Origin of the sequence: Acinetobacter gerneri DSM 14967 = CIP 107464 = MTCC 9824, assembly GCF_000368565.1 — a bacterium.
In the GTDB taxonomy this organism is placed as follows: Bacteria; Pseudomonadota; Gammaproteobacteria; order Pseudomonadales; family Moraxellaceae; genus Acinetobacter; species Acinetobacter gerneri.
In genome coordinates, this window is sequence record NZ_KB849549.1 from 36,725 (window position 1) to 59,440 (window position 22,716).

Annotated in this window: 30 protein-coding genes; 5 read left to right on the forward strand and 25 right to left on the reverse strand. The window is 39.8% G+C overall.

Translation table 11 applies throughout. The annotated features are described in order from the left end of the window. Positions 1-8 precede the first annotated feature (8 nt). From F960_RS18105 to F960_RS18120, 4 genes are all read left to right on the forward strand, one after another. Positions 9-2,048: a M3 family metallopeptidase gene (locus F960_RS18105; protein WP_004869451.1), complete on the forward strand. Its 2,040-nt coding sequence runs from the start codon at positions 9-11 to the stop codon at positions 2,046-2,048. Positions 2,049-2,091: 43 nt separating this feature from the next. Continuing rightward, on the forward strand, positions 2,092-2,298 hold the full coding sequence (locus tag F960_RS18110) for a YheV family putative zinc ribbon protein (protein ID WP_171066278.1): 207 nt from the start codon (positions 2,092-2,094) through the stop codon (positions 2,296-2,298). 13 nt (positions 2,299-2,311) lie between these two features. Further along, positions 2,312-2,767, forward strand: a complete 456-nt coding sequence (locus F960_RS18115) for a hypothetical protein (protein ID WP_004869460.1) — start codon at positions 2,312-2,314, stop codon at positions 2,765-2,767. A gap of 96 nt (positions 2,768-2,863) precedes the next feature. Beyond that, a complete protein-coding gene (locus tag F960_RS18120) occupies positions 2,864-3,739 on the forward strand; it encodes a DMT family transporter (RefSeq protein ID WP_004869463.1) in 876 nt (291 codons plus the stop codon). A gap of 106 nt (positions 3,740-3,845) precedes the next feature. Here the strand turns inward: F960_RS18120 and F960_RS18125 are convergent, their stop codons facing one another. The 5 genes from F960_RS18125 to F960_RS18145 all read right to left on the reverse strand — a co-directional run bounded on the left by F960_RS18125 (position 3,846) and on the right by F960_RS18145 (position 9,213). Continuing rightward, positions 3,846-6,041 (reverse strand): TRAP transporter large permease subunit, encoded by a 2,196-nt coding sequence (locus F960_RS18125; RefSeq protein WP_004869467.1) that lies wholly within the window; start codon positions 6,039-6,041, stop codon positions 3,846-3,848. 174 nt (positions 6,042-6,215) lie between these two features. Next, positions 6,216-6,797, reverse strand: a complete 582-nt coding sequence (gene rrtA / locus F960_RS18130; RefSeq protein ID WP_004869470.1) for a rhombosortase — start codon at positions 6,795-6,797, stop codon at positions 6,216-6,218. 73 nt (positions 6,798-6,870) lie between these two features. Further along, positions 6,871-7,992 carry a hypothetical protein gene (locus tag F960_RS18135; RefSeq protein ID WP_004869472.1) on the reverse strand — a complete coding sequence of 374 codons (1,122 nt, stop codon included), beginning with the start codon at positions 7,990-7,992 and terminating at the stop codon, positions 6,871-6,873. A gap of 563 nt (positions 7,993-8,555) precedes the next feature. Next, on the reverse strand, positions 8,556-8,963 hold the full coding sequence (locus F960_RS18140) for a hypothetical protein (protein WP_004869478.1): 408 nt from the start codon (positions 8,961-8,963) through the stop codon (positions 8,556-8,558). Further along, entirely contained in the window at positions 8,956-9,213 is a 258-nt protein-coding gene (locus tag F960_RS18145; protein ID WP_004869482.1) for an FAD assembly factor SdhE, read from the reverse strand. The genes F960_RS18140 and F960_RS18145 overlap by 8 nt, the downstream gene beginning before the upstream one ends. Before the next feature lie 179 nt (positions 9,214-9,392). On the opposite strand from F960_RS18145, the gene F960_RS18150 reads away from it, so the two are divergent. Next, the gene (locus tag F960_RS18150) at positions 9,393-10,565 is read left to right on the forward strand and encodes an acyl-CoA dehydrogenase family protein (RefSeq protein ID WP_004869484.1); all 1,173 of its coding nucleotides are present in this window, start codon (positions 9,393-9,395) and stop codon (positions 10,563-10,565) included. 97 nt (positions 10,566-10,662) lie between these two features. Here the strand turns inward: F960_RS18150 and F960_RS18155 are convergent, their stop codons facing one another. The 20 genes from F960_RS18155 to rplN form a co-directional block, all read right to left on the reverse strand. Next, entirely contained in the window at positions 10,663-11,409 is a 747-nt protein-coding gene (locus F960_RS18155) for an IS5 family transposase (RefSeq protein WP_004855273.1), read from the reverse strand. A gap of 181 nt (positions 11,410-11,590) precedes the next feature. Next, positions 11,591-12,391, reverse strand: a complete 801-nt coding sequence (locus F960_RS18160; protein ID WP_004869488.1) for an alpha/beta fold hydrolase — start codon at positions 12,389-12,391, stop codon at positions 11,591-11,593. 158 nt (positions 12,392-12,549) lie between these two features. Further along, the gene (locus F960_RS18165) at positions 12,550-14,040 is read right to left on the reverse strand and encodes a flavin-containing monooxygenase (protein ID WP_004869491.1); all 1,491 of its coding nucleotides are present in this window, start codon (positions 14,038-14,040) and stop codon (positions 12,550-12,552) included. 217 nt (positions 14,041-14,257) lie between these two features. Beyond that, positions 14,258-14,635, reverse strand: a complete 378-nt coding sequence (rplQ, locus tag F960_RS18170) for a 50S ribosomal protein L17 (RefSeq protein ID WP_004869494.1) — start codon at positions 14,633-14,635, stop codon at positions 14,258-14,260. A gap of 18 nt (positions 14,636-14,653) precedes the next feature. After that, positions 14,654-15,661: a DNA-directed RNA polymerase subunit alpha gene (locus tag F960_RS18175; protein ID WP_004869497.1), complete on the reverse strand. Its 1,008-nt coding sequence runs from the start codon at positions 15,659-15,661 to the stop codon at positions 14,654-14,656. A 17-nt stretch (positions 15,662-15,678) separates the two neighbouring features. Next, positions 15,679-16,302 (reverse strand): 30S ribosomal protein S4, encoded by a 624-nt coding sequence (rpsD, locus tag F960_RS18180; protein WP_004869499.1) that lies wholly within the window; start codon positions 16,300-16,302, stop codon positions 15,679-15,681. A 12-nt stretch (positions 16,303-16,314) separates the two neighbouring features. Beyond that, the gene (gene rpsK / locus F960_RS18185) at positions 16,315-16,701 is read right to left on the reverse strand and encodes a 30S ribosomal protein S11 (RefSeq protein ID WP_004281491.1); all 387 of its coding nucleotides are present in this window, start codon (positions 16,699-16,701) and stop codon (positions 16,315-16,317) included. A gap of 19 nt (positions 16,702-16,720) precedes the next feature. Beyond that, positions 16,721-17,077, reverse strand: a complete 357-nt coding sequence (gene rpsM / locus F960_RS18190; protein ID WP_004869505.1) for a 30S ribosomal protein S13 — start codon at positions 17,075-17,077, stop codon at positions 16,721-16,723. A gap of 107 nt (positions 17,078-17,184) precedes the next feature. Further along, positions 17,185-17,301, reverse strand: coding sequence for a 50S ribosomal protein L36 (rpmJ, locus tag F960_RS18195; RefSeq protein ID WP_000867907.1), 117 nt, complete (start codon positions 17,299-17,301; stop codon positions 17,185-17,187). Positions 17,302-17,321: 20 nt separating this feature from the next. Then, positions 17,322-18,641 carry a preprotein translocase subunit SecY gene (gene secY / locus F960_RS18200; RefSeq protein ID WP_171066280.1) on the reverse strand — a complete coding sequence of 440 codons (1,320 nt, stop codon included), beginning with the start codon at positions 18,639-18,641 and terminating at the stop codon, positions 17,322-17,324. A gap of 45 nt (positions 18,642-18,686) precedes the next feature. Further along, positions 18,687-19,127 (reverse strand): 50S ribosomal protein L15, encoded by a 441-nt coding sequence (rplO, locus tag F960_RS18205; RefSeq protein ID WP_004869511.1) that lies wholly within the window; start codon positions 19,125-19,127, stop codon positions 18,687-18,689. 3 nt (positions 19,128-19,130) lie between these two features. Next, positions 19,131-19,307: a 50S ribosomal protein L30 gene (gene rpmD, locus F960_RS18210; RefSeq protein ID WP_004869514.1), complete on the reverse strand. Its 177-nt coding sequence runs from the start codon at positions 19,305-19,307 to the stop codon at positions 19,131-19,133. Positions 19,308-19,313: 6 nt separating this feature from the next. Continuing rightward, positions 19,314-19,811, reverse strand: a complete 498-nt coding sequence (gene rpsE, locus F960_RS18215) for a 30S ribosomal protein S5 (RefSeq protein ID WP_004869517.1) — start codon at positions 19,809-19,811, stop codon at positions 19,314-19,316. A 2-nt stretch (positions 19,812-19,813) separates the two neighbouring features. Then, positions 19,814-20,164: a 50S ribosomal protein L18 gene (gene rplR / locus F960_RS18220; protein ID WP_004869518.1), complete on the reverse strand. Its 351-nt coding sequence runs from the start codon at positions 20,162-20,164 to the stop codon at positions 19,814-19,816. 14 nt (positions 20,165-20,178) lie between these two features. Then, a complete protein-coding gene (rplF, locus tag F960_RS18225; protein WP_004869521.1) occupies positions 20,179-20,712 on the reverse strand; it encodes a 50S ribosomal protein L6 in 534 nt (177 codons plus the stop codon). Positions 20,713-20,725: 13 nt separating this feature from the next. Further along, positions 20,726-21,121 (reverse strand): 30S ribosomal protein S8, encoded by a 396-nt coding sequence (gene rpsH, locus F960_RS18230; RefSeq protein WP_004869524.1) that lies wholly within the window; start codon positions 21,119-21,121, stop codon positions 20,726-20,728. A gap of 11 nt (positions 21,122-21,132) precedes the next feature. Then, positions 21,133-21,438, reverse strand: a complete 306-nt coding sequence (rpsN, locus tag F960_RS18235) for a 30S ribosomal protein S14 (protein ID WP_004641050.1) — start codon at positions 21,436-21,438, stop codon at positions 21,133-21,135. A 9-nt stretch (positions 21,439-21,447) separates the two neighbouring features. After that, entirely contained in the window at positions 21,448-21,984 is a 537-nt protein-coding gene (gene rplE / locus F960_RS18240) for a 50S ribosomal protein L5 (RefSeq protein WP_004869527.1), read from the reverse strand. A gap of 15 nt (positions 21,985-21,999) precedes the next feature. Further along, positions 22,000-22,317, reverse strand: a complete 318-nt coding sequence (rplX, locus tag F960_RS18245; RefSeq protein WP_004869530.1) for a 50S ribosomal protein L24 — start codon at positions 22,315-22,317, stop codon at positions 22,000-22,002. Positions 22,318-22,328: 11 nt separating this feature from the next. After that, positions 22,329-22,697 carry a 50S ribosomal protein L14 gene (gene rplN / locus F960_RS18250; RefSeq protein ID WP_004869532.1) on the reverse strand — a complete coding sequence of 123 codons (369 nt, stop codon included), beginning with the start codon at positions 22,695-22,697 and terminating at the stop codon, positions 22,329-22,331. Between the last annotated feature and the right edge of the window lie 19 nt (positions 22,698-22,716).

The following is a 22,716-nucleotide window of genomic DNA, read 5'->3' on the forward strand; positions in this document are numbered from 1 at the left end:
GAATAGATATGACATTAGAAAAGGCAACTTTGCCAGTTCCTGCATTTGATCAAATCACCTTGCAGGATTTAAAAAAACAGATTGAAAATTGTATTTCTCAGGGGCAGTCTTTTTTAGATCAATTAACGCATGTTGCCGTTGAAGCAAAAGAACAATTACAAGTTTTAGAACAAGTGGATCATTTAGAAAATGATTTAAATGAAGCATGGGGTGTGCTTTCTCATTTAAATGCAGTGATGAACAATCCTGAAACACGTGAGCTTTATCAGTCTTTATTACCTGGGCTAAGTGAATACTACACCCAGCTCGGTCAGCACAAAGTTTTATTTGAAACTTATCAAAATATTGCTGATAGCCAAACTATGCAATCTTTGTCTGAAGCTCAGCAAAGTGCGATTCGTTTAGCATTACGTGATTTTAAACTTTCAGGTGTGGCACTTGAGGGTGAAGCTCAAAAACGTTATGCAGAAATTTCAGCTCGTTTATCTGAACTTTCATCTAACTTTTCCAATAATGTTTTAGATGCAACTCAAGCATTCAGCAAAAACTTAGATCAAGATCAATTGAAAGGTTTACCTGAAAGTGCTGTTGCATTATTAAAGCAACTGGGTGAGCAAAAAGGTTCTGATCAAGCTGTGGCAACCTTAGACATTCCATCTTATCTTGCCATTATGACCTATGCAGATGACCGTCAATTACGCGAAGATTTGCATAAAGCTTATACGACTCGCGCCTCAGATCAATCCGATCATCCAGAATTTGACAATACACCGATCATGGAAGAAATCCTTGCGCTGCGCCAAGAAATGGCAAATCTGCTCGGGTTCAGCAACTTCGCAGAATATTCTCTAGCAAGTAAAATGGCACCAGATGTTGCAACAGTCCACCAATTTTTAGTGGATTTGGCTGAACATGCACGCCAACCTGCTTTAAAGGAAATTGAAGATCTTAAAGCGATTGCAGCCAAAGATGAAATACAAGAAATCCGTCCATGGGACACCGCTTATTATTCAGAAAAATTGAAACAGCAACAATTCAATTTATCTCAAGAAAGCTTAAAACCTTACTTCCCTGCTCCTAAAATCATTCAAGGTTTGTTTGCCATTGTTAAGCGTTTATATGGCATTCAAGTGATCGAACGTCAGGCACCTGTATGGCATCCTGATGCACATTATTATGAAATCGAAGATCATGGTCAGGTGATTGGTGGTTTTTATTTTGATCTCTATGCAAGAAGTGGAAAACGTGGTGGTGCATGGATGAGCGGTTTCCGTTCGCGCATGCAAACCACATCTGGCTTGCAAAAACCCATCTGTTATATGGTCTGCAACTTCACACCACCTGTAGGTGATCAGCCTGCACTATTAACTCATGATGAATTGGTCACCATTTTCCATGAATTTGGTCATGGCCTACATCATATGTTAACTGAGGTAGATAATATTGCGGTGGCTGGAACGCACGGCGTTGCTTGGGATGCAGTAGAGTTACCAAGTCAGTTTATGGAATTTTGGACTTGGGACAAAGAAAGCTTAGATTGTTTGAGTGAGCATATCGAAACTCAAGCTGTTTTGCCAAATGAATTGCTAAAAGCATTACTTGATGCTCGTTTTTTCCAATCTGGGATGCATACCTTACGTCAAATTGAATTTGCTATGTTTGATTTAAATATTCATAAACAAACACCTGCATTGACGGCGACTCAAATTCAAGAGACTTTAAATGACATTCGCAGTCATTACTCAGTCTCTCCAACGACACCGAGCAACCGTTTCCAAAATAGTTTTAGCCATATTTTTGCAGGTGGTTATGCTGCTGGATATTATTCATATAAATGGGCAGAAGTTTTAGCAAGCGATGCTTTTGACCGTTTTGAAAATGAAGGTATCTTTAACAAAGAAACAGGACAAGCATTCCGTGATGCTATTCTTGCCGTTGGCGGAAAAGATACTGCTCTCGAAGCTTTTGTGCATTTCCGTGGTCGTGAACCAAAAATAGATGCTCTACTACGTCATCAAGGTTGGACGAACAATACTAAAAGTGCTTAAAATAGTGCTTGAATTTAATTAATCAGTGGTCAATCGAATGAATATCAAAAAGCGTTTCATCGCGGGTGTAAAATGTCCAAAATGTGAGGCGCTTGATCGGATCGTGATGTTGACCACTGGAGATGCGGAATGGATTGAATGCATCGAGTGTGGCTATTCTGAAAATCGTCCTACGCATGTCGAAGTACAACAAGAACCTGCAACACCTGATGAAATTGGGGTCATTCAATTTAAACCGCGTCCAAAATAAAACAGGATAAAAAATGACGCAGAGCAAGCCAAACCAATCTTATTTAATTTGGTGGATTCTTGGGGTTTTAAGTATTTTTACATTGGGGATAACTACATATTTTTACTGGACTGAGCCTGCTCAACAAAATGAGCAAGCCCAGCAAAGTCGTGCCCAAAAAACAACGCAAAAAAATCTCACGCATGAGCAAGCAACTATTGGAGCATCAAACGTAACAACTCAAGGTATGGATGCTTCATCCAATACAGCTCTAGTCGATGAGAAAATCATTGAACAAACTATTCCACAAAATGAAAGCTTAGCAAAAGATGAGCTTGCCAAACTCAAAGACATCCAAACTCAGCTCGATCAGCAAACGATGAGTTTAAATGCTCAGCACCAAGATGCAGACCAACTGATCAAGCTTAAACAAGAACAAATTAAATTACTCGAAGCCCAATTGGCTCAATCACAAAAACCCATATCCTAAGGATAAAGTTTTTCATAAGGATGAAGATTTTCATATTGTGAGATTTAAGTAATATTTTTTGTTAGTATAAAAATACTGAACTTAGATCTCACGATCATGCAATTATCTACTGGCAATCGTCCACTCATTCAAGCCATTTGTTGTCTGACCCTATCCGCTTTTTTATTTTCAATCATGGGGGTCTGCATCCGCTTTGCATCACAAAGTGTAGACAACTATAGCATTGTATTTTTTCGCAATTTTGTCGGTATTTTCATTTTTCTACCTTTGATTTTCAATAAAGGAACTGCTTTTTTTAAAACCGAAAAATTGTGGATGCATACTTGGCGTTCTGTGATCGGTTTAGCTGCAATGTATGGTTTTTTCTATGCAATCGCGCATTTAAAACTTTCCAATGCCGTGGTATTTACCTATTCATCGCCTATTTTTATTCCATTGATAGCGTGGTTATTTTTAAAAGAAAAAATTACAAAGTCCATGCTACTTGCCGCAGCTTTAGGTTTGCTCGGTGTGGTTTTTGTCGCTAAACCTGATGATGGTTTATTTAATATCATTTCACTGATTGGAATGAGTGCTAGCTTTTTGGCAGCGATGGCTTTTGTGACTGTCCGAGCATTGACCAATACTGAACCGCCTGAACGTATCGTATTTTATTTTTGTATGATCGGTAGTCTGATTTCTGCCATTCCTATGTTTTGGATGTGGCGACCTTATACATGGCATGAACTTGCCCTGTTGATTGGTGCAGGTTTATTGGCAAATATCAGCCAGATTTTTATGTCTTATGCATACAAGCTCGCACCCGCGGGACAAATCGGACCAATCAATTATATCGCTATCATTTTTGCAGGAACTTGGGGCTTTTTGTTTTGGGGTGAATTGCCTGATCACTATAGTCTGTTTGGTTTTGGATTTATTATCTTGGCAATCATTATCTGTAGCCCATGGATACAAAATAAATTGCGAAATTGATTTAGCTTTATTTTATAAGGCAAAATTTTTAAAGAACTGGATTATTTCAAAACTTAAAAAAAAACATCAAAAAAGCGCCCTAAGGCGCTTTCTTTGTACTTAAATTTTATTGATACCAACCAAACAATTTCAAGAAATATGGTGCGTAAGTCACGATCAATAATGATGGGAATAACACCATGATTGGAAGTAGCCAACGTTCATAACGATAATAGAACTTGGTATATTTGGCTTTTGCTTCTGCATCAGCGGCGGCGACTTCTTCATCCCCGACCGAGAGCCTCGTTAAGAGATGGTTCAATGCCACAGGTGGTGTTACATAACCAAATTCAAATGCAACCAACACAATCATCCAGAAATGGATCGGATGGATACCATTGTCAAATGCCACAGGTGCAATCGTACCAGCAACCAAAATTACCGCACCAAATGGATCGGTACACATTCCAATAATCGCAAGCAATAACGCCATAAATCCTAAGGTAATCAAAATACTACCAAGATGTGTCGGGATCATGGTCACAAGCTCTGAACGCTCAATCAGACCTGCCATACTTGCAGACAATGCCATCAAGATAATCAATGCACCGATATGTCCAACTGTTTCAGCAGTTGCAAAACGAATTGCCCCACCAAAACCACGACGGTTACTTTCATCATTTGCACTATGCTCACGCATAAATGCAGATTGTTTGGCATGTTCTTCTGCCAAAGCGCTCACTGGCTGTGGTTGAGTATTGATTTTATGTGCAAAGATCTTATCAAATAAAACATAAGCTAAAAGAATAAACGGCAACATCACAGGTGCTGTAAATTCATCCATTTTCGTATCAAGACCATAGCGATAAATTGCAATCACCGCAATTGTGATCAAGACATAAGGAATAACCGGAATCAAAGCTTTGATCATGCCTGGAACAGCAACTTTAGGCGAGTTGATACGGAATTTTTGATCCGCAAACATCAAAGACACACCCAAGAACACAAATGCTGTCAACCAGAATACATAGATACCGTGGTTGAATAATTCATCCGAAGTGACATGGCGGCTATCTAACATCGAAATCAAGATCACCAATAGACACGGACGAATCACTACACCAAGCGAACCAGACATAGCCGATACAGCTAAGGCATATTGACGACGTGCACCAGAGTTCCACACTTCTTTATAGATAATTGCACCCGCCGCGATAACGAAGATCCCTGAAGCCCCTGTATATGCTGTAGGAATCGCAGCTGCAATCAAAATCAACCAAGTTAATGTTTCAGGCGCAAGATTCCAAGGACGTAAAATGCCTAAGAATAAATCCATCACACGCGTTTGCGTTAACAACATACCTGCCCAGATAAACAGTGCCAATTTCAAGAAAATATCAGCAAATTCAGTCAACTGACCAAGATAGATCCCTTGACCCATTGGATAGTCCATCGCAAAGATAAACATCAAACCAGTCAAGATCGCCATATAGGCATAAAGTGGAACAGAGAGTAAGGCTAATCCTAAACTTCCACCCTCTTTTTTCGGTGCAGGTGGCTTGACCAAATGAGTCAAACTAATCAGGGTCAGTACTGCAAATAGAATCATCCATAGCCAGTACACTGCCAAAGTTTCAAAGGTTGAAGTTACCCCTGAATTGATTACCGATTCATATTGTTTATAAACAGAAAAGGTCAATAAAGCATTACCAAACACCATAAATCCGGAGTAAACCGAATAGTCTATTTTGGTGGTTGGAGGACGTAATCCGATATGATGCATTTTCACTGATGCTGTAATGGCTGAGAACACCACCATTAAAATCAGAATCAATACTTTATTATCTACACCAAATTTAAATACACCGAAGAATGTCGTTTCAAATGTTCGATAAGGTCGAATGGATGGATGATCATCCATATATTTGACCGCTTTATCATAGAAAACATATTTTTCTTCACACTGCTGCTGAGCCGCGAGTACAGATTGGCGTACATCAGATTCAGAAGCTTTACCAAAAATATCAGCAAACTCATCACCCGAATTTTGCTTCATCTGCTCTTGTACAAGCGCATCAATATTTGGATGACGGTCACATGTTGGCTTTGTGGGTTCAGCACGCAAGAATGAATACTGTATCCCACTCGGTGGATCACCGTATAAACGCTCACCAATACGCAATAATTGCCCATGGATCATTTCGCCCGTACCGATGACCAAAGTTAAAAGTAAGAGAATAAGAATGACGAATGTGGAAATCCACTCATTCCATATATAACTGATGAGACCCGATCCTGATCTCTTTTCTTCATTAACTTGCATGTCTGTTCCACTTTTTTTTATTCGCCATCACAAAATTAATGTATTTGTTTGTGCGATGTTATCCTTGATTATGAGAATTACTTCTCACAAGCATCCTTTTTATCCATGCTTAAATTTGCACCAATTCATGGGCAAATTTAATGACAAATTTCACATTTTTTAAGGTTTTTTATGTCAACCGTTCATCTTTAACTGCTTGTGTTTATAAAATAAATAGGAGACAGCAATGATACTTGCCCAAATCACACCCCATAAATGCGCCTGAACCAGCACAGGGCTACCAATCAATTTCGCAGTACCAAGTTGTCCGAATTTTTGTTCCCAAGCGATTTTAATCACTACCAGTACAATCACTAAAAGCGCAAACTTTCTTTCATTTTTTTGATCGAAATATATGATCGCTGCAAAAATATATAAACCGTGTAATACCCCTGAAAGTCCTGCATAGGCCTGTATTTCAGGATAAATAAAATAAAACGTTAAACTTAAAAGCGGCGCAATGATCATCAGCAGGCAAAAATAAGTTTTGTTTTTAATTTGCGGAAAAATATAAGGTAAACAAGCAAATGCCAGCATATTTAAAAGATAGTGTATCCACCCAACATGCACCCAATGACCTGTCCACAAACGCCAAGCTTCGAACCATATTTTTGATTTTAGATAAATAAAATCTGGCTGAAAAATCTGTAAAACTGCTGAAATAAAGGCACATACCACAATCAAAAAAAACTTAGACTGTATGATTGATTGTGGCATGCAATGTTTCTCATCTTTTTCGTGATGCCCTATTTAAAAATAAGGCACTTAGAAATAGTTTGGATTTTATAAATTATGGACTTGGTTCTTCAGTTGAAGCTTCTGGAGCAGCTTGTTCTGGGCTTGCGTCCGAAGGTACAGATGTATCAGATTTACCTTCATCGCCTGAGAATAGGTCAGCAATTTCACTGTTATCTTCTTTTGAATCCCAGAAATTGGTATATCCATCATCTGGCGCACGTTGCCCTGTATTTTCAGTCCAGTAACGATCCGCAATTTCTTGCATGATCTGCCCTGCCATACCATCAATCAATCTGAATTCTGGATTGACAGGTTTATCATCTGCACGCGATGCGCCGTAAGCTTGCAAGGCAGCTCGAATTTTATCATTATCACCACTTGCTTGAGCCGTCATAGCATTGAGGGCATAAGCTAAGCGCACACCTTTTTGATCAGCAATCTGCATAGATTGATTCAAAGTTTGATATGGATCTGGTTTACCGTCACCCGAACCAGGAAGCAAAGTCCAAATGGTTGCACGTGTTGCATTTGGTGCGCCCCAGAACTTGGTATTATCCAAACAAGCCATACCACGTTCTACAATCCCTGCAATATCTTTAGGAACGTTAACTTGACCACCCGAATTGATGTCATTGGTCATGGCTTGCAAACCACTCATCATGCCCAGTAAATACACCATTTGATCAAGATCTTTATGCATTTTTGGGCAAGAATCGCCCAGTTTAAATTTATATTTTGCCTGCCAACGCTCAGCAAATAATTGATATGCCGTATATTGACGTTCTGAAGCTAAAGCAGCCCAACGTTTTTGCTCTACACGTGCATCTTGCGCTTCAGAAATTTGATTATTTTTGGAAGCACGTAAATAACGTAATTCAGCGTCTACAGACTGACGCTCTGCACACATTCCAGAAGCTGAATAGAGCAATACCGCCATTTTAGTAGGATCAGCCCCCATATCTTTGGTTGCCATAATTGCTGGAGTCAAAGCAGTACCTGCATGGCACGCCATATCGACATCACCCATTTTTAAAATTGGCGGTACGATGTGTTTGTTACTAAATCCGATTGCAACATTTGCACCAGATTTAACGACATAAGAACAACCAGATAAAATTGAAGAAGCAACGAAAGCAGTCAAGGCGAGACGGCTTAACTTTTGGACTTTAGACATTATTCCTGTCCTCTAATAATTTTGTTTATATCCTTTTGACTTAAAATATCAGAAGCAATCACGCAATAAAAGAGTAATTGCTCTAATTTTATGATGTAAATGTGCCATATTTATTATTTTATTTAATTGACCATAGGAACTTTGTTCACTAATTTTAGGCAAAAAAAAGTAGCATTGCGACGGTTCGGCACATGCTACTTATCAAACGGAAAACTCTCAGGAGAGTTTATTGGTTTTAAGCTTACGCTGTTCAATGTTACGTTGTTCAAATCGTTCCCTCAGCACAGTTCCTAGTCTTCCTACACTAATCGCTAAAAAGATAGCGATGACCAAGAACCACCACGTATGAATTTCACCCATTTGGAAATCCCTCATTCGCTGTTGGTAAACCTAATTTAACTGGAGTTTAAAATTTGTACGGTATAAATTGTCTAACAATGCTGATATTTCAGTTTATTTAGTCCATTTGGTCTGACAAAAATAATAATTTGATTTTTTTAAAACCTATATGTTTGTTTTATAATATTTTTATAATTTTAAGATAATATACAGCTGTCTAACAATCACTGCAATTTAGCCCAAGTTTTTAAACTTTTCCACTGTAATGCGGACACTTGATCCTGCCAAACCAACAAAGGTCGCTGCTTTTTTTCACTAAAATAAATCAAAATATACAATTGATGATCGAGTATTTTTTCTATTTGAACACGAGCGGGTTGCTCTTGCTCTGCATATTTTAAAGTCCAATCTTGCTGATCCAGATGTTCAAAATGTTGAGCAAAAGGTAATTTCAAAAAAATAATATAAGCAATACTGGCGAATAACAGCGCACTTAAAAATAGCCAAATATTTAAAGTTTGATAACAACAGTAGCTGATCAATAGACCTAAAAAAAGCTGCAACGCAATCGACATTCGACTGCGTTTAAAATCAAAACTCAAATATTGAATTTGCTCAAATGACTTAGCCATGAACGTAATTTTTAAGTTTTAAAATAAAAGTTTTGATCTCAGGACGTGGTGGTTCTGTCACTTCCATAAACCAATCTAAAAGATCAGGATCTTCTTGGTCAACCAACTCTTTAAACAGTGCTTTTTCTGCAGCATCTGCTTGCAAATAATGTTGTTTTACATAGGGATCAAAATAAACATCAATTTCTTTTAAACCGCGACGTGCACGATAAACCACTTTACGTTCTTCTAGTGTCATTTCTTCAGACATGCTTTACCCCTTCGGCTGTGACGGACTTCGTTTAACTGATCCAAATGTATTTTCTAAAAATAGGCAAATTGACCAAACTGATCATTTAAATAAAATAAATGAGCATTCATCTCATTGTACCAAAATCGTGCATCTTTTAATTTTTAAAAAGCAATAATATTTTTTGGGAAACAATAAAAATGCAATCAGGTGCAATTCGTCCTTTAGCCAATATGCTACCACGTAATTTATACAATGAAGAACATGAAGCATTTCGTGACACAGTACGTAAATTTTATGAAAAGGAAGTCGTTCCTAATATTGAAAAATATGAAAAACAACAACATGTAGACCGTGACTTGTGGAATAAAGCAGGTGAAATGGGCTTACTTTGCACCACCATGCCTGAAGAATATGGTGGTTACGGTGTTGATCGTCGTTACAGTGCAATTTTAATCGAAGAACAAGCTTATGCTATGGACTCTTCAACAGGGTTTTCACTGCATTCTGACATTGTAGCCAACTATATCAATAACTTCGGCAATGAAGAACAAAAGAAAAAATGGCTTCCAAAGATGGCATCTGGTGAGGCTGTGACTGCAATTGCAATGACTGAACCCGGTACTGGATCTGATTTGCAAGGTGTACGTACCTCTGCTGTATTAGATGGTGATGAATACGTTATCAATGGCTCAAAAATCTTTATTACTAATGGTTATCTGTGCGATATGGCCATCGTGGTATGTAAAACAGGCAATAGTGATAAAGGCTCTGCCAATCTATCTTTGCTGATCGTAGAAGCTGATCGTGCTGGATTTACCAAAGGTAAGCCACTCAATAAAATTGGGATGAAAGGACAAGATACTTGCGAATTATTTTTTGATAATGTCCGTGTCCCTAAAGAAAATCTACTGGGTATGGAAGGTATGGGCTTTATCATGCTCATGAAAGAATTGGCGTGGGAGCGTATGCTGGTTGCGATCATCTGCCAAGCAGGTGCAGAAGCCGCTTTTGCACATACAGTCCAATACACCAAAGATCGTAAAGCTTTCGGCAAGCCAATTGGTGCATTCCAAAACTCACGTTTTAAACTTGCTGAATTGCGTACTGAAATTGATTTCTGCCGTGCTTATCTTGATCGCTGTATGGAACTACAACTTGAAGAGAAATTAGGCATCGATGCTGCTGCAGCCGCAAAATACAAAATTTCTGATATGTTCTCAAAAGTGGTAGATGACTGCTTACAATTGCATGGCGGTTATGGCTATATGCTCGAATATCCGATCGCACGTGCCTATATCGACAACCGCGCAAATCGTATTTATGCAGGAACCAATGAGATTATGAAAGAATTGATTTCACGTTCTCTATAATTTCTTAAAGAAAATACATTTATCTCAAGCCCCTCTCCGACTAGGAAAGGGGCTTTTTATTATAGGGTGTGTTGACATTTGCAGTATGGAACTTAACCTACAATGGTAACCAAATAAATATACAAGCAAGAGCGACAGCACTTTGATAATTACGCTTTAGCTTGTCATATCGAGTTGAAATTCCTCTAAATTGTTTTAACCTACAGAATGAATTCTCAACTAAGTGCCTGATTTTATAGATATGCCAATCCATATGATCATTGTTAGACTTAGTGTTTGATTTTCTAGGAATATTTGACTTAGTTTTTGTTTGCTCAATTTGAGTCCTGAAGTTGTCTGAGTCATAACCTTTATCAGCACATAATATTTCTGATTCAGTTAAATCTAATTTTGATACCAGATCAGGGGCTATCTTAATATCATGGGAAGTTCCATCTGAAATAATAAACTCAATGGGATTACCATTAGAATCAACTGCTAAATGTATTTTTGAACTATTACCACCGATACTTTTGGAAATATCTTGATTATTAATACCTGAAGAATGCTGGTGTGCCCGTACGTGGCTACCATCAATAAATATCCATTCTTTATCAGCATGTTTACTAAATAATTTAAAAATATTCATAAACTTATCATTTTTAGACCAACGATTGTATTTCTTAAAGATAGAGTTTGGCTTACCAAATTCTTGAGGTAAATCTCTCCAAGGACAACCTGTTCTGATACGAAATAGAATAGCTTCGATAAAATTTCTTAAATTTAGTTTGAGATAAATATTAAAGTGACGGAAAATAGAAAGTAACTTAGACCAGTGTTGATCATTCAGCATTGTACGAGGCATAGCGGGGGTAAAATTGGGTTTGGCGATTTAATTTTACTATCTCGCTATTTTTTTAGGCAACAAATGTCAACAGACCCTAATTTAAAAATATTTAATCACACAGAATGTCTCATTTCCATTTGGCGAAAATCGGTGAGCAGAAAGTTAGAATGAAATATCTTATTCCTCTTCTATAAAACCATCAGCCAATATCACTCAGAAATTCTTTCACGACTTCCAAAACTTCTGCCTGTTTTTCAATATGAGGAAAATGCCCACAGTCTTTTAAAATATACAATTCATTTTCACCCTGACTCAGATCGACAAAACGTCGAGGCTGTTCAAGCGTTGCATATTCATCATTTTCACCATGAATCGCCAAAACTGGGCAAGTGATCTGCACCAGATACTCATCCAAATTCCAATTTGCAAAAGCATCAGATAACCATGTCTCAGTCCATGCATCTAGCACCCATTGCGTTTTGTCAGCATGATATTTGGCTAAACGACTCAATAATTTTTCATTTTTAAAGTTTTCTTTGGCGACCCGAATTCCGTCTAAAGTTACTTGCTCTACTTTGGATTGTGCGGATTCACTAATCAATGCTTGGCATTGTTCTGGATAAAGTACTGCACAGATACTGGCCATTCCGCCACCAACACTATGCCCCATCACCACAAATTGATTGATCGCATATTTTTTTAAAATATCAGGCAATATCGACCTAGCTTCATCCTCAACAAAGCTATATTGCAAAGGATGCTCAAGCCGACTGGACTGACCGAAACCCAAACGATCATAAGCAATAACATCACGCCCTGTGAGTAGTGCTAGTTTTTCTGGAAAATCACGCCAAAGTGCCACACTGCCTAAAGATTCATGAAATAAAATAATCGGGGCAAGAGCTACAGAAGATCTATTTTCAGATACTTTCCAAATTTTGATAAAAATTTCGCCCTGAGCCACACCGATCTTATCTTCTATGATTTCAAGCTTATCCAAAGCAAATACTCCTTTATTTTATTTATTATTAACATATTTTTGCAGCAAAAAAGTTGAACCTATAAGTTCTAAAAACAAAAAAGGAGCCGAAGCTCCTTTATTTCATTTTATCTTAGACTGCTATTTTCTGTGCTTTAAGCTAAAACAGAGCTTGCAACTTAAGATACTAATTTAGGCTTTTGTTGAGATTGGCTTGAGCGTTTATGGAATTTGAGTACGCTGTCTTCAAATTTCGCTTGTTTAAGTTCTTTACGATCAGCCAAATAGTTGTTGGTGACTTTCCAAGGTGCATGTTTACCTTGTTTAGGCATCACATCCGCAGCACGAGCGATATATCCTGAACTTAGACTACCCATTACGGTATCTTCCATCAATTCAGTTTGATCGCCAACTGCAATCACTTCGTCATAGCCTTTTTTGTCCATATAAGTCAGCAGGCGACAAATATAATCAGCAGCAATATCAACTTTCAATGTCCAAGAGGCATTGATATAACCAATGATCATTGCCATATTAGGAACATCACTCACCATCACACCCTTATAAAGCATGTGCTGAGAAGTATTCATTGGCTGATTGTCTATCGTCGCTTTGATACCACCTAAAATTTGGATTTCAAGACCTGTTGCAGAGACAATAATGTCTGCATCTAAGTGTTTACCTGATTTTAACTGAATACCAGTTTCAGTAATTTTTTCGATCTGATCAGTTTCAACGCTCGCTTTACCTGAACGCAAAATTTTAAATAAATCACCATCTGGCACAACGCACAAACGCTGATCCCAAGGATTATATGATGGAGTAAAGTGTTTCATATCCACTTTGCCCTTCAATTGCATTTCGATTGATTTCAATAAAAACTTACGTAATAACTTGGGTTGTTTCTGTGCAATCGCATAAATACCACGCTGCATCCCGATGTTACGGGCACGAGTCAGTTTATAAGCAACATCTTCAGGTAAAACCTTACGCATCTTGTCATAGACAAAATCAATCGAAGGAATAGATGCGATATACGTTGGCGAGCGTTGCAACATTGTCACATGTTCAGCACCACCTTTTGCCATTGCTGGAACTAAGGTAATTGCTGTTGCACCACTACCGATAATAACGACTTTTTTACCTTTATAATCTAGATTTTCAGGCCAGAATTGTGGATTAACAAATTCACCTTTAAATGCTTCTTTATTTGGAAAATCAGGCTGATAGCCTTGATCGTAATTATAATAACCTGTGCAACCTACAACAAAATTTGCAGTCCAAGTCGATTTTTTCTGCTGTGCATCTTCAACCACAACTGACCAAAGTTTGCTATTTGAATCATAATTGGCAGTAAGAACACGATGTCCGAAGTTGATTTTGTCTTTAATTTTGTATTCATCAACCACTTCTGCAAGGTAGCCCTTAATTGCTGGACCAGCTGCAAGGACATTTGATTGTTGCCATGGTTTAAAATTGAAACCAAAAGTAGACATGTCTGAATCTGAACGAATACCTGGATATTTAAATAAATCCCAAGTACCACCAAAGCTTTCACGACGCTCTAAAATTTGATATTTGCGGTTTGGGCAGTTACGTGTAAGGTGAGCTGCAACACCGATGCCTGAGATACCAGCACCAACAATTAATACATCAACATGCTTGTCCATTTTCTTTTTATTACCTTTAACGAGTACATTTTTATTTAATCACAAATTTGACAATACACAATGTCAAGTTTAAATATTTTTCGTATTTTTTATGTCAATTCGGGACATCATCACAAAATTGTCAAACAATCATTCTCCCAATGACAAATTTTAGACAATAAAAAAGGTCGGTATAAAACCGACCTTTTCATAATTTAAAAAGCGTGAGCTTTAGAAATTATTCAGCTGAAGATTTAACTTCACGATCTACTAGCTCTACATAAGCCATCGGTGCAGCATCACCTGCACGGAAACCAGCTTTAAGAACACGTAGATAGCCGCCGTTACGTTCTTTATAACGAGGGCCAAGAACTGTAAATAATTTACCTACAGTTGCTGCTGAACGAGTACGAGCAAACGCCAAACGACGGTTTGCTACAGTATCGTTTTTAGCTAAAGTGATTAAAGGCTCAGCAACACGACGTAATTCTTTAGCTTTAGGAACAGTAGTTTTAATTAACTCATGTTCGAACAAAGAATTAGCCAAGTTTTGGAACATCGCTTTACGATGGCTGCTTGTACGGCCTAATTTCACACCACTATTACGATGACGCATGGTGATAGTCCTACTTAATTAACGGCTACGATAGGCGAAACGGTCATCCATACGGAGACTAGCTGGTGGCCAGTTCTCTAAACGCATGCCGAGTTGTAAGCCTTTCGAAGCTAGAACATCTTTGATCTCTGTCAACGATTTTTTACCTAAGTTAGGAGTTTTTAACAACTCAACTTCAGTACGTTGAACGAGATCACCAATGTAGTAAATATTTTCTGCTTTCAAACAGTTAGCAGAACGAACAGTAAGCTCTAGATCATCTACTGGACGAAGCAAGATTGGGTCAACTTCTTCACGAGGTTCTTGAGCAACTGGAGCTTGATCTTTCTGAAGATCTACAAAAATTGCAATTTGTTGTTGCAAAATTGTAGCCGCTTTGCGGATCGCTTCTTCTGGATCTACAGTACCATTTGTTTCAAGATCAATGATCAGCTTATCAAGGTCAGTACGTTGTTCTACACGAGCATTTTCAACTGTGTAAGACACGCGCTTAATTGGGCTATAAGAAGCATCTAATTGCAAACGACCTACAGGACGTGTTTCGCCTTCAGGGAAACGAGAATCAGATGTTTCATAACCACGACCTTGAGAAACTTTCAGGCGCATTTTTAAATTGCCTGATGCACTCAAAGTGCCGATCAAGTGTTCAGGGTTAACCACTTCAACATTATGAGGTAAACGAAGGTCAGCGGCAGTTACATCGCCAGGACCTTGTTTTTCTAATGTTAAATATGCTTCATTTTGATCGAACAGCTTAATAGACAATCCTTTTAGGTTCAGCAAGAGCTCGACGATGTCCTGCTGCAAGCCTTCTAAAGTACTGTACTCGTGCTCGACACCTTCTATTTCAACTTCTACCACAGCTGCGCCAGGTAAAGAAGACAATAGGATGCGACGTAAAGCATTACCTAGAGTATGGCCAAAACCACGTTCTAAAGGTTCCAGAATCACTTTTGCCGAGGTCCCGCTTGCCGCTTCGACCTTGATCGCTTGCGGAGTTAGAAACTCGTTTGCAGTACGCGTCATTATTGCTACCTCAAGGATTATTTAGAATACAATTCTACAATCAAGCTTTCGTTGATTTCAGCAGGTAAATCAGAACGATCAGGTGCAGCTTTGAAGGTACCTTCTAATTTTGAATGATCAACTTCCATCCAAGCAGGGATACCACGTTGCGCAGCTAATTCAATTGCGTTTTTAATACGTAATTGTTGTTTAGCACCTTCGTGAACTGCAATTACATCACCAGATTTAACTTGAATAGACGCGATGTTTACACGACGGCCATTCAAAGTAATGCTACGGTGACTTACAAGCTGACGAGCTTCTGCACGTGTAGAACCAAAACCCATGCGATAAACGACGTTATCTAGGCGGCTTTCAAGCAATTTCAACAAGTTTTCACCTGTTGCACCTTTAACACGAGCTGCTTCTTTATAGTAATTACTAAATTGACGCTCTAACACACCGTACATACGACGTACTTTTTGTTTTTCACGTAATTGTAGTGAATACTCAGATTGCTTACCGCGAGCTTGGCCATGTTGACCAGGCGCTTTAGCATGTTTTTTAGTTTTGACGTCAAACGGTTTAACGCCAGATTTTAACTGCAGGTCTGTCCCTTCGCGGCGAGAGAGTTTGCATTTTGGACCAATATAACGAGCCATGAATGTTTCTCCTTACACGCGACGTTTTTTAGGTGGACGGCAACCGTTGTGAGGAATTGGTGTCACATCGGTAATGCTGTTAATCTTATAACCCACTGCACCTAATGCACGTACCGCAGATTCACGACCAGGACCAGGACCTTTTACAAGGACGTCCAAGTTTTTCAAACCGTAATCCAAAGCTGCTTTACCAGCAACTTCAGCAGCTACCTGAGCAGCAAACGGAGTTGATTTACGTGATCCACGGAAGCCTTGTCCACCTGAAGTGGCCCAAGCCAATGCATTACCTTGACGATCGGTAATAGTGACAATGGTGTTATTAAAAGACGCGTGAATGTGTGCAACACCTTCAGAGACGGTACGAGTGACCTTCTTGCGTGCGCGAGTATCTTTTGCCATCTTTTAGCTTCCAGAAATCTTACTTTTTAATCGGTTTGCGCGGACCTTTACGGGTACGTGCGTTAGTTTTTGTGCGTTGTCCGCGGACAGGCAAGCTACGACGATGACGAAGACCGCGGTAGCAGCCCAAATCCATTAAACGTTTAATGTTCATGGAAATTTCGCGACGTAAGTCACCTTCGGTCGGAACCTTAGCAACTTCTGCACGAATCGCATCAAGCTGAGCATCATCCAATTCACGGATCTTAGTAGTGGTTTGAATACCAGCAGCAGCTAAGATGTTCTTAGCAGTGTGGCGACCAATACCAAAGATGTACGTGAGGGAGATAACAGCATGCTTGTTATCCGGAATGTTTACACCGGCAATACGAGCCATTCACTTTTCTCCAAAAAGGCAGTAGAGATAATCAACCGCCCCACAAAAATCTTGAGGGGCGGATATTAACCTAATTTGCCTACTGAAATCAACAGGTCTTAATTAAATTAACCTTGACGCTGCTTATGACGAGGTTCTGCGCTGCAAATTACGCGAATAACCCCATTACGACGGATAACTTTACAGCTACCACAAATTTTCTTTACAGAAGCTTGTACTTTCATGATGAAACCTCTAAGTGCGCTTATCCCTTCGGATGAGCAGACGATTTTCTCATTAACGATTGATTGTCATATTGGTGAGATGTGAGATGAGCTTGAAGCTGAGCCATAAAGTCCATCACAACAACAACTACGATCAGTAATGAAGTACCACCCAAATGGAATGGAATACCGAAAGAGCTTTGCAAAATCATTGGCATTAAACAAATGACAGTGATATAGATTGCACCAATAAACGTCAAACGATTAAGGATATGATCTAAATAACGAGCAGTTTGCTCACCTGGGCGAATACCAGGTACATATGCTCCACTACGCTTAAGATTCTCTGAAACCTCTTTAGGGCTAAATACAAGCGCCGTATAGAAGTAACAGAAGAATATGATCAAGGCAGCAAACAGCACTAAATACAAAGGTTGTCCAGGCGATAAAACTAAAGCCAAATCTTGTAGCGTACGTTTCACAATTCCTGCATTAGGATCAGCACTACCTAACCATTGACCTAAACTTGCAGGGAACAACAATAACGAACTAGCGAAAATTGCTGGGATAACCCCTGCCATGTTAATTTTCAATGGCAAATGTGTTTGCTGTGCAGTAAAAATGCGACGACCTTGCTGCTTTTGAGCATAGTTTACAGGAATGCGTCGCTGAGCTTTCTCAATGAACACAATCGCTGCAAGCACTGCAAGTGACAACAAACCAAACACAGCCAAGCCAATAAGACTTGTTTGACCTTGCTCAACGGATGAGAAAGATTGAATGACTGTATTCGGTAAAGCGGCAACAATACCCGCGAAAATGATCATGGAGATACCATTACCAACACCACGTTCGGTAATTTGTTCACCTAACCACATCAAGAACATTGTTCCTGCAACCAAAGAGGTTACAGCTGGAATGTAAAAAGCAAGTCCTGAAGACAAGGTAATACCTTGACTAATGAGACCCGCACACATACCAACGCCCTGCACAAGAGCGAGACCTAAGGTCCCGTATCGAGTGTATTGATTGATCTTGCGCTTGCCCTGCTCGCCTTCTTTCTTTAATGCTTCTAACGAAGGAACCACCGTAGTTAATAACTGCACGATAATCGAAGCAGAAATGTACGGCATGATCCCTAACGCAAGAATTGACATACGTTGTAATGCTCCGCCAGAGAACATATTAAATAAGCCTAAGAAAGTACCTTCATTAGCCTTAAAAAATCGCTCTAGCGCAACATTATCAATACCTGGCAGAGGAATATGCGATCCTAGTCGAAAGACCACCAACGCACCGATTAAGAATAATAAGCGGTTGATAATTTCACGATATTTCACATGAAACGGTTGCCCTTTCATCATGTTGACATGACCTGAAGAACTAGGAGACATAGACACTCGCGATTACTCCTCGACTTTACCGCCAGCAGCTTCAACAGCAGCTTTAGCGCCTTTAGTCAATGCAACACCTTGAACAGTGAATGCACGAGTGATTTCACCAGAAAGCACGATACGAGCACGTAACATATCTTTACGTACAACATTCGCAGCTTTTAAAGTTTCTAGGCTAACGATATCGCCTTCAACTTTAGCAAGTTCTGACAAACGTACTTCAGCAGTTTTCAAAGCCAATTGGCTAGTGAAACCGAATTTAGGCAAACGACGGTAAAGCGCAGTTTGACCACCTTCAAAGCCTGGACGAACGCCACCACTTTTACGTGATTTTTGACCCTTGACACCACGGCCACCGGTTTTACCAACGCCAGAACCGATACCACGGCCTAGACGACGGTTTTCACGTTTTGCACCTTCAGCAGGTGCAAGCTCATTTAAACGCAGAGTCATGGCTTATTCCTCTACACTAACCATATAGTAGACTTTGTTGATCATACCACGGTTAGAAGGCGTATCTTGCACTTCTACAGTATGACCAATACGACGCAGACCTAAACCTTGTAGGCAAAGTTTGTGATTTTTCAAACGATGCGCTGCAGATTTAGTCTGGGTAACTTTAATCGTTTTCATGATTGATTACCCTAAAATTTGTTCTACTGAAAGACCACGTTTCGCAGCAACTTTCTCTGGAGAAGTCATATCACGCAAACCGTTAAAAGTCGCGTTTACAACGTTAGCAGCGTTTGTAGAACCATAACATTTAGTCAATACGTTACGAACACCAGCAGCTTCAAGAACCGCACGCATAGAACCACCAGCGATTACGCCAGTACCTTCAGATGCAGGTTGCATGTAAACGCGGCTAGCGCCATGACGAGCATTGATTGGGTGCTGTAAAGTACCGTCAACAAGATCAACAGTGATCATGTTACGACGTGCAGCTTCAAGTGCTTTAGAAATAGCAGCTGGAACTTCACGAGCTTTACCGCGACCAAAACCTACGCGACCATTACCATCACCAACAACAGTCAATGCTGTGAAAGAGAAGATACGACCACCCTTAACAACTTTGGCTACACGATCAACGGCAACCAGCTTTTCTACAAGACCTTCGTTTTGTTCAACTTTAGCCATGATTAGAACTCCAAGCCGTTTTCACGAGCAGCATCAGCCAAGGCTTTGATACGACCATGATATTTAAAACCAGAACGGTCAAATGCAACTTTAGTTACGCCAGCTGCTTTCGCACGTTCTGCGATTAAAGCACCTACTTTAGTAGCAGCATCAACGTTACCAGTTGAACCACTACGCAAAGATGCATCCAAAGTAGAAGCTTGCGCTAATACTTTGCCACCATCTGCTGAGATAACTTGAGCATAGATGTGACGCGGAGTGCGGTTTACACACAAGCGAGTCGCACCCAATGCACGGATGTGCAAGCGTGTGCTTTTCGCACGACGCAAACGGGATTGTTTCTTTTCGTTCATAAGAACCTCGCGCCTTATTTCTTCTTAGCTTCTTTACGAAGAACAACTTCATCCGAATAACGAACACCTTTACCTTTATATGGTTCTGGAGCACGATATCCACGGATTTCTGCAGCAACCTGACCTAACATTTGTTTGTTAGCTGACTTGAGAATAATCTCAGTCGCAGTCGGAGTTTCAGCAGTTACGCCTTCTGGAAGTGAGTAATCGATTGGGTGAGAATAACCAAGGTTAAGGTTAATAACATTACCTTTAACCGCAGCTTTATAACCTACACCGATAAGTTGCAACTTACGTTCGAAGCCTTCGTTAACACCTTTAACAAGGTTATTAATAACAGCGCGAGCAGTACCAGCTTGCATCCAAGAATCTTTAGATTCTTTTACAGGAGCAATATGAAGTTTACCTTCTTCCTGTTTTAGCTCGACCAGCGCATGCAGGTTGAAAGACAACGTACCTTTGCTGCCTTTCACTTCGACCTGCCGGCCGTTCTGAGTAACTGTTACACCGTTAGGTACAGTTACTGGGGCTTTAGCCACACGAGACATGAGGAATCACCTATTAAGAAACAAAAGCAATAACTTCACCACCAACGCCTGCAGCACGTGCAGCGCGATCAGTCATGATGCCTTTGCTTGTAGAAACAATTGCAATACCCAAACCTTGCTTAACGCTAGGAATACTATCTTTACCGCGATACTGACGTAGACCAGGACGGCTTACGCGTTTCACAGTTTCGATAACTGGTTTGCCTTCAAAATATTTTAAAGTAATAGTCAAAGTAGCTTTGCCTTCAAGATCAGCAACTTCTACATTTGAAATATAACCTTCTTGTTGAAGTACGTTTGCAATCGCAACTTTCAACTTAGAATTTGGCATAGAAACAGTTTGTTTTTTTGCCATTTGTGCGTTACGAACACGTGTTAGCATGTCGGCAACGGTATCTTGCATACTCATTTAGTCGCTCCTTACCAGCTTGCCTTAACAACGCCAGGTACATCACCTTGCATTACTGTGTCACGTAATTTGTTACGGCTTAAACCGAACTTACGGAAGTAACCATGAGGACGTCCAGTTAAACCACAACGGTTACGTAGACGAACTGGTGATGCATTACGAGGCAACGCTTGTAATTTTAAAGTCGCTTCAAAACGCTCTTCATCACTTGCATTTACGTTTGCAATAGTTGCTTTTAATTCAGCACGTTTTGCAGCGTATTTTGCAACTGTTTTTTCGCGTTTTAATTCGCGATTAATCATACCTTTCTTAGCCATATCGACCTCTTATTTGAACGGGAAGCCGAATGCACGCATAAGCGCACGGCCTTCGTCATCGGTGCGAGCAGTCGTAGTAATGGTAATATCCATACCACGAATACGATCAATCTTATCAAAATCGATTTCAGGGAAAACGATTTGTTCTTTAAGACCCATAGAGTAGTTACCGCGACCGTCAAATGATTTCGCTGAGAAACCACGGAAGTCACGGATACGAGGGATCGCGATTGAGATCAAACGGTCTAAGAATTCGTACATACGTTCGCCACGTAAAGTAACTTTACAACCGATTGGCCAACCATCACGGATTTTGAAGCCCGCGATTGATTTACGTGCAAGAGTAAGCACTGGTTTTTGACCAGCGATTGCTTGCATGTCAGAAAGTGCGCCATCTAATAATTTCTTATCAGCTGAAGCTGCACCAACACCCATGTTAAGAGTGATTTTAGTAATGCGAGGAATTTCCATCACATTCGCTACGCCAAGTTCTTCTTTTAACTTAGCTTTAAGTTCGTCGTTGTAACGCGCTTTAAGTCTGGCCATTGCCTTGTCAACCTATTACTTCGCTGCCGCCACTGATTCACCATTTGATTTGAAAACGCGAGTTTTCGCGCCATCAATCACTTGGTAACCAACACGGTCAGCCTTTTGGGTTGTAGCATTAAAAATTGCCACGTTTGAAATATGAAGCGAAGCTTCTTGAGTTACGATACCGCCTTCAGCGCCAGTAACACGATTCGGCTTTTGATGCTTCTTCACTAAGTTAAGACCTTCAACCTTAACTTGATCATGAGAAACAGACAAAACAGTACCCTGTTTGCCTTTTTCTTTTCCTGCGATCACAATTACTTGATCGCCTTTTTGAATCTTAGCCATGATTGCCTCTATTATAGAACTTCAGGAGCCAATGAAATAATTTTCATGAACTGTTCTGTACGAAGTTCACGAGTCACTGGTCCGAAAATACGAGTGGCAATCGGAGCTTTGTTATTGTTCAAAATAACAGCTGCATTATCATCAAAACGGATCACAGAACCGTCTGGACGACGAATACCAAATTTAGTACGAACAACAACCGCATTCATAACGTCGCCTTTTTTAACACGGCCACGTGGGATTGCTTCTTTTACAGTAACTTTAATAATGTCGCCAACAGTAGCATAACGACGATGTGAACCACCAAGTACTTTAATACATTGTACGCGGCGAGCACCACTGTTGTCTGCTACGTCGAGCATACTTTCGGTTTGAATCATTGCCCTACTCCAAAACCGA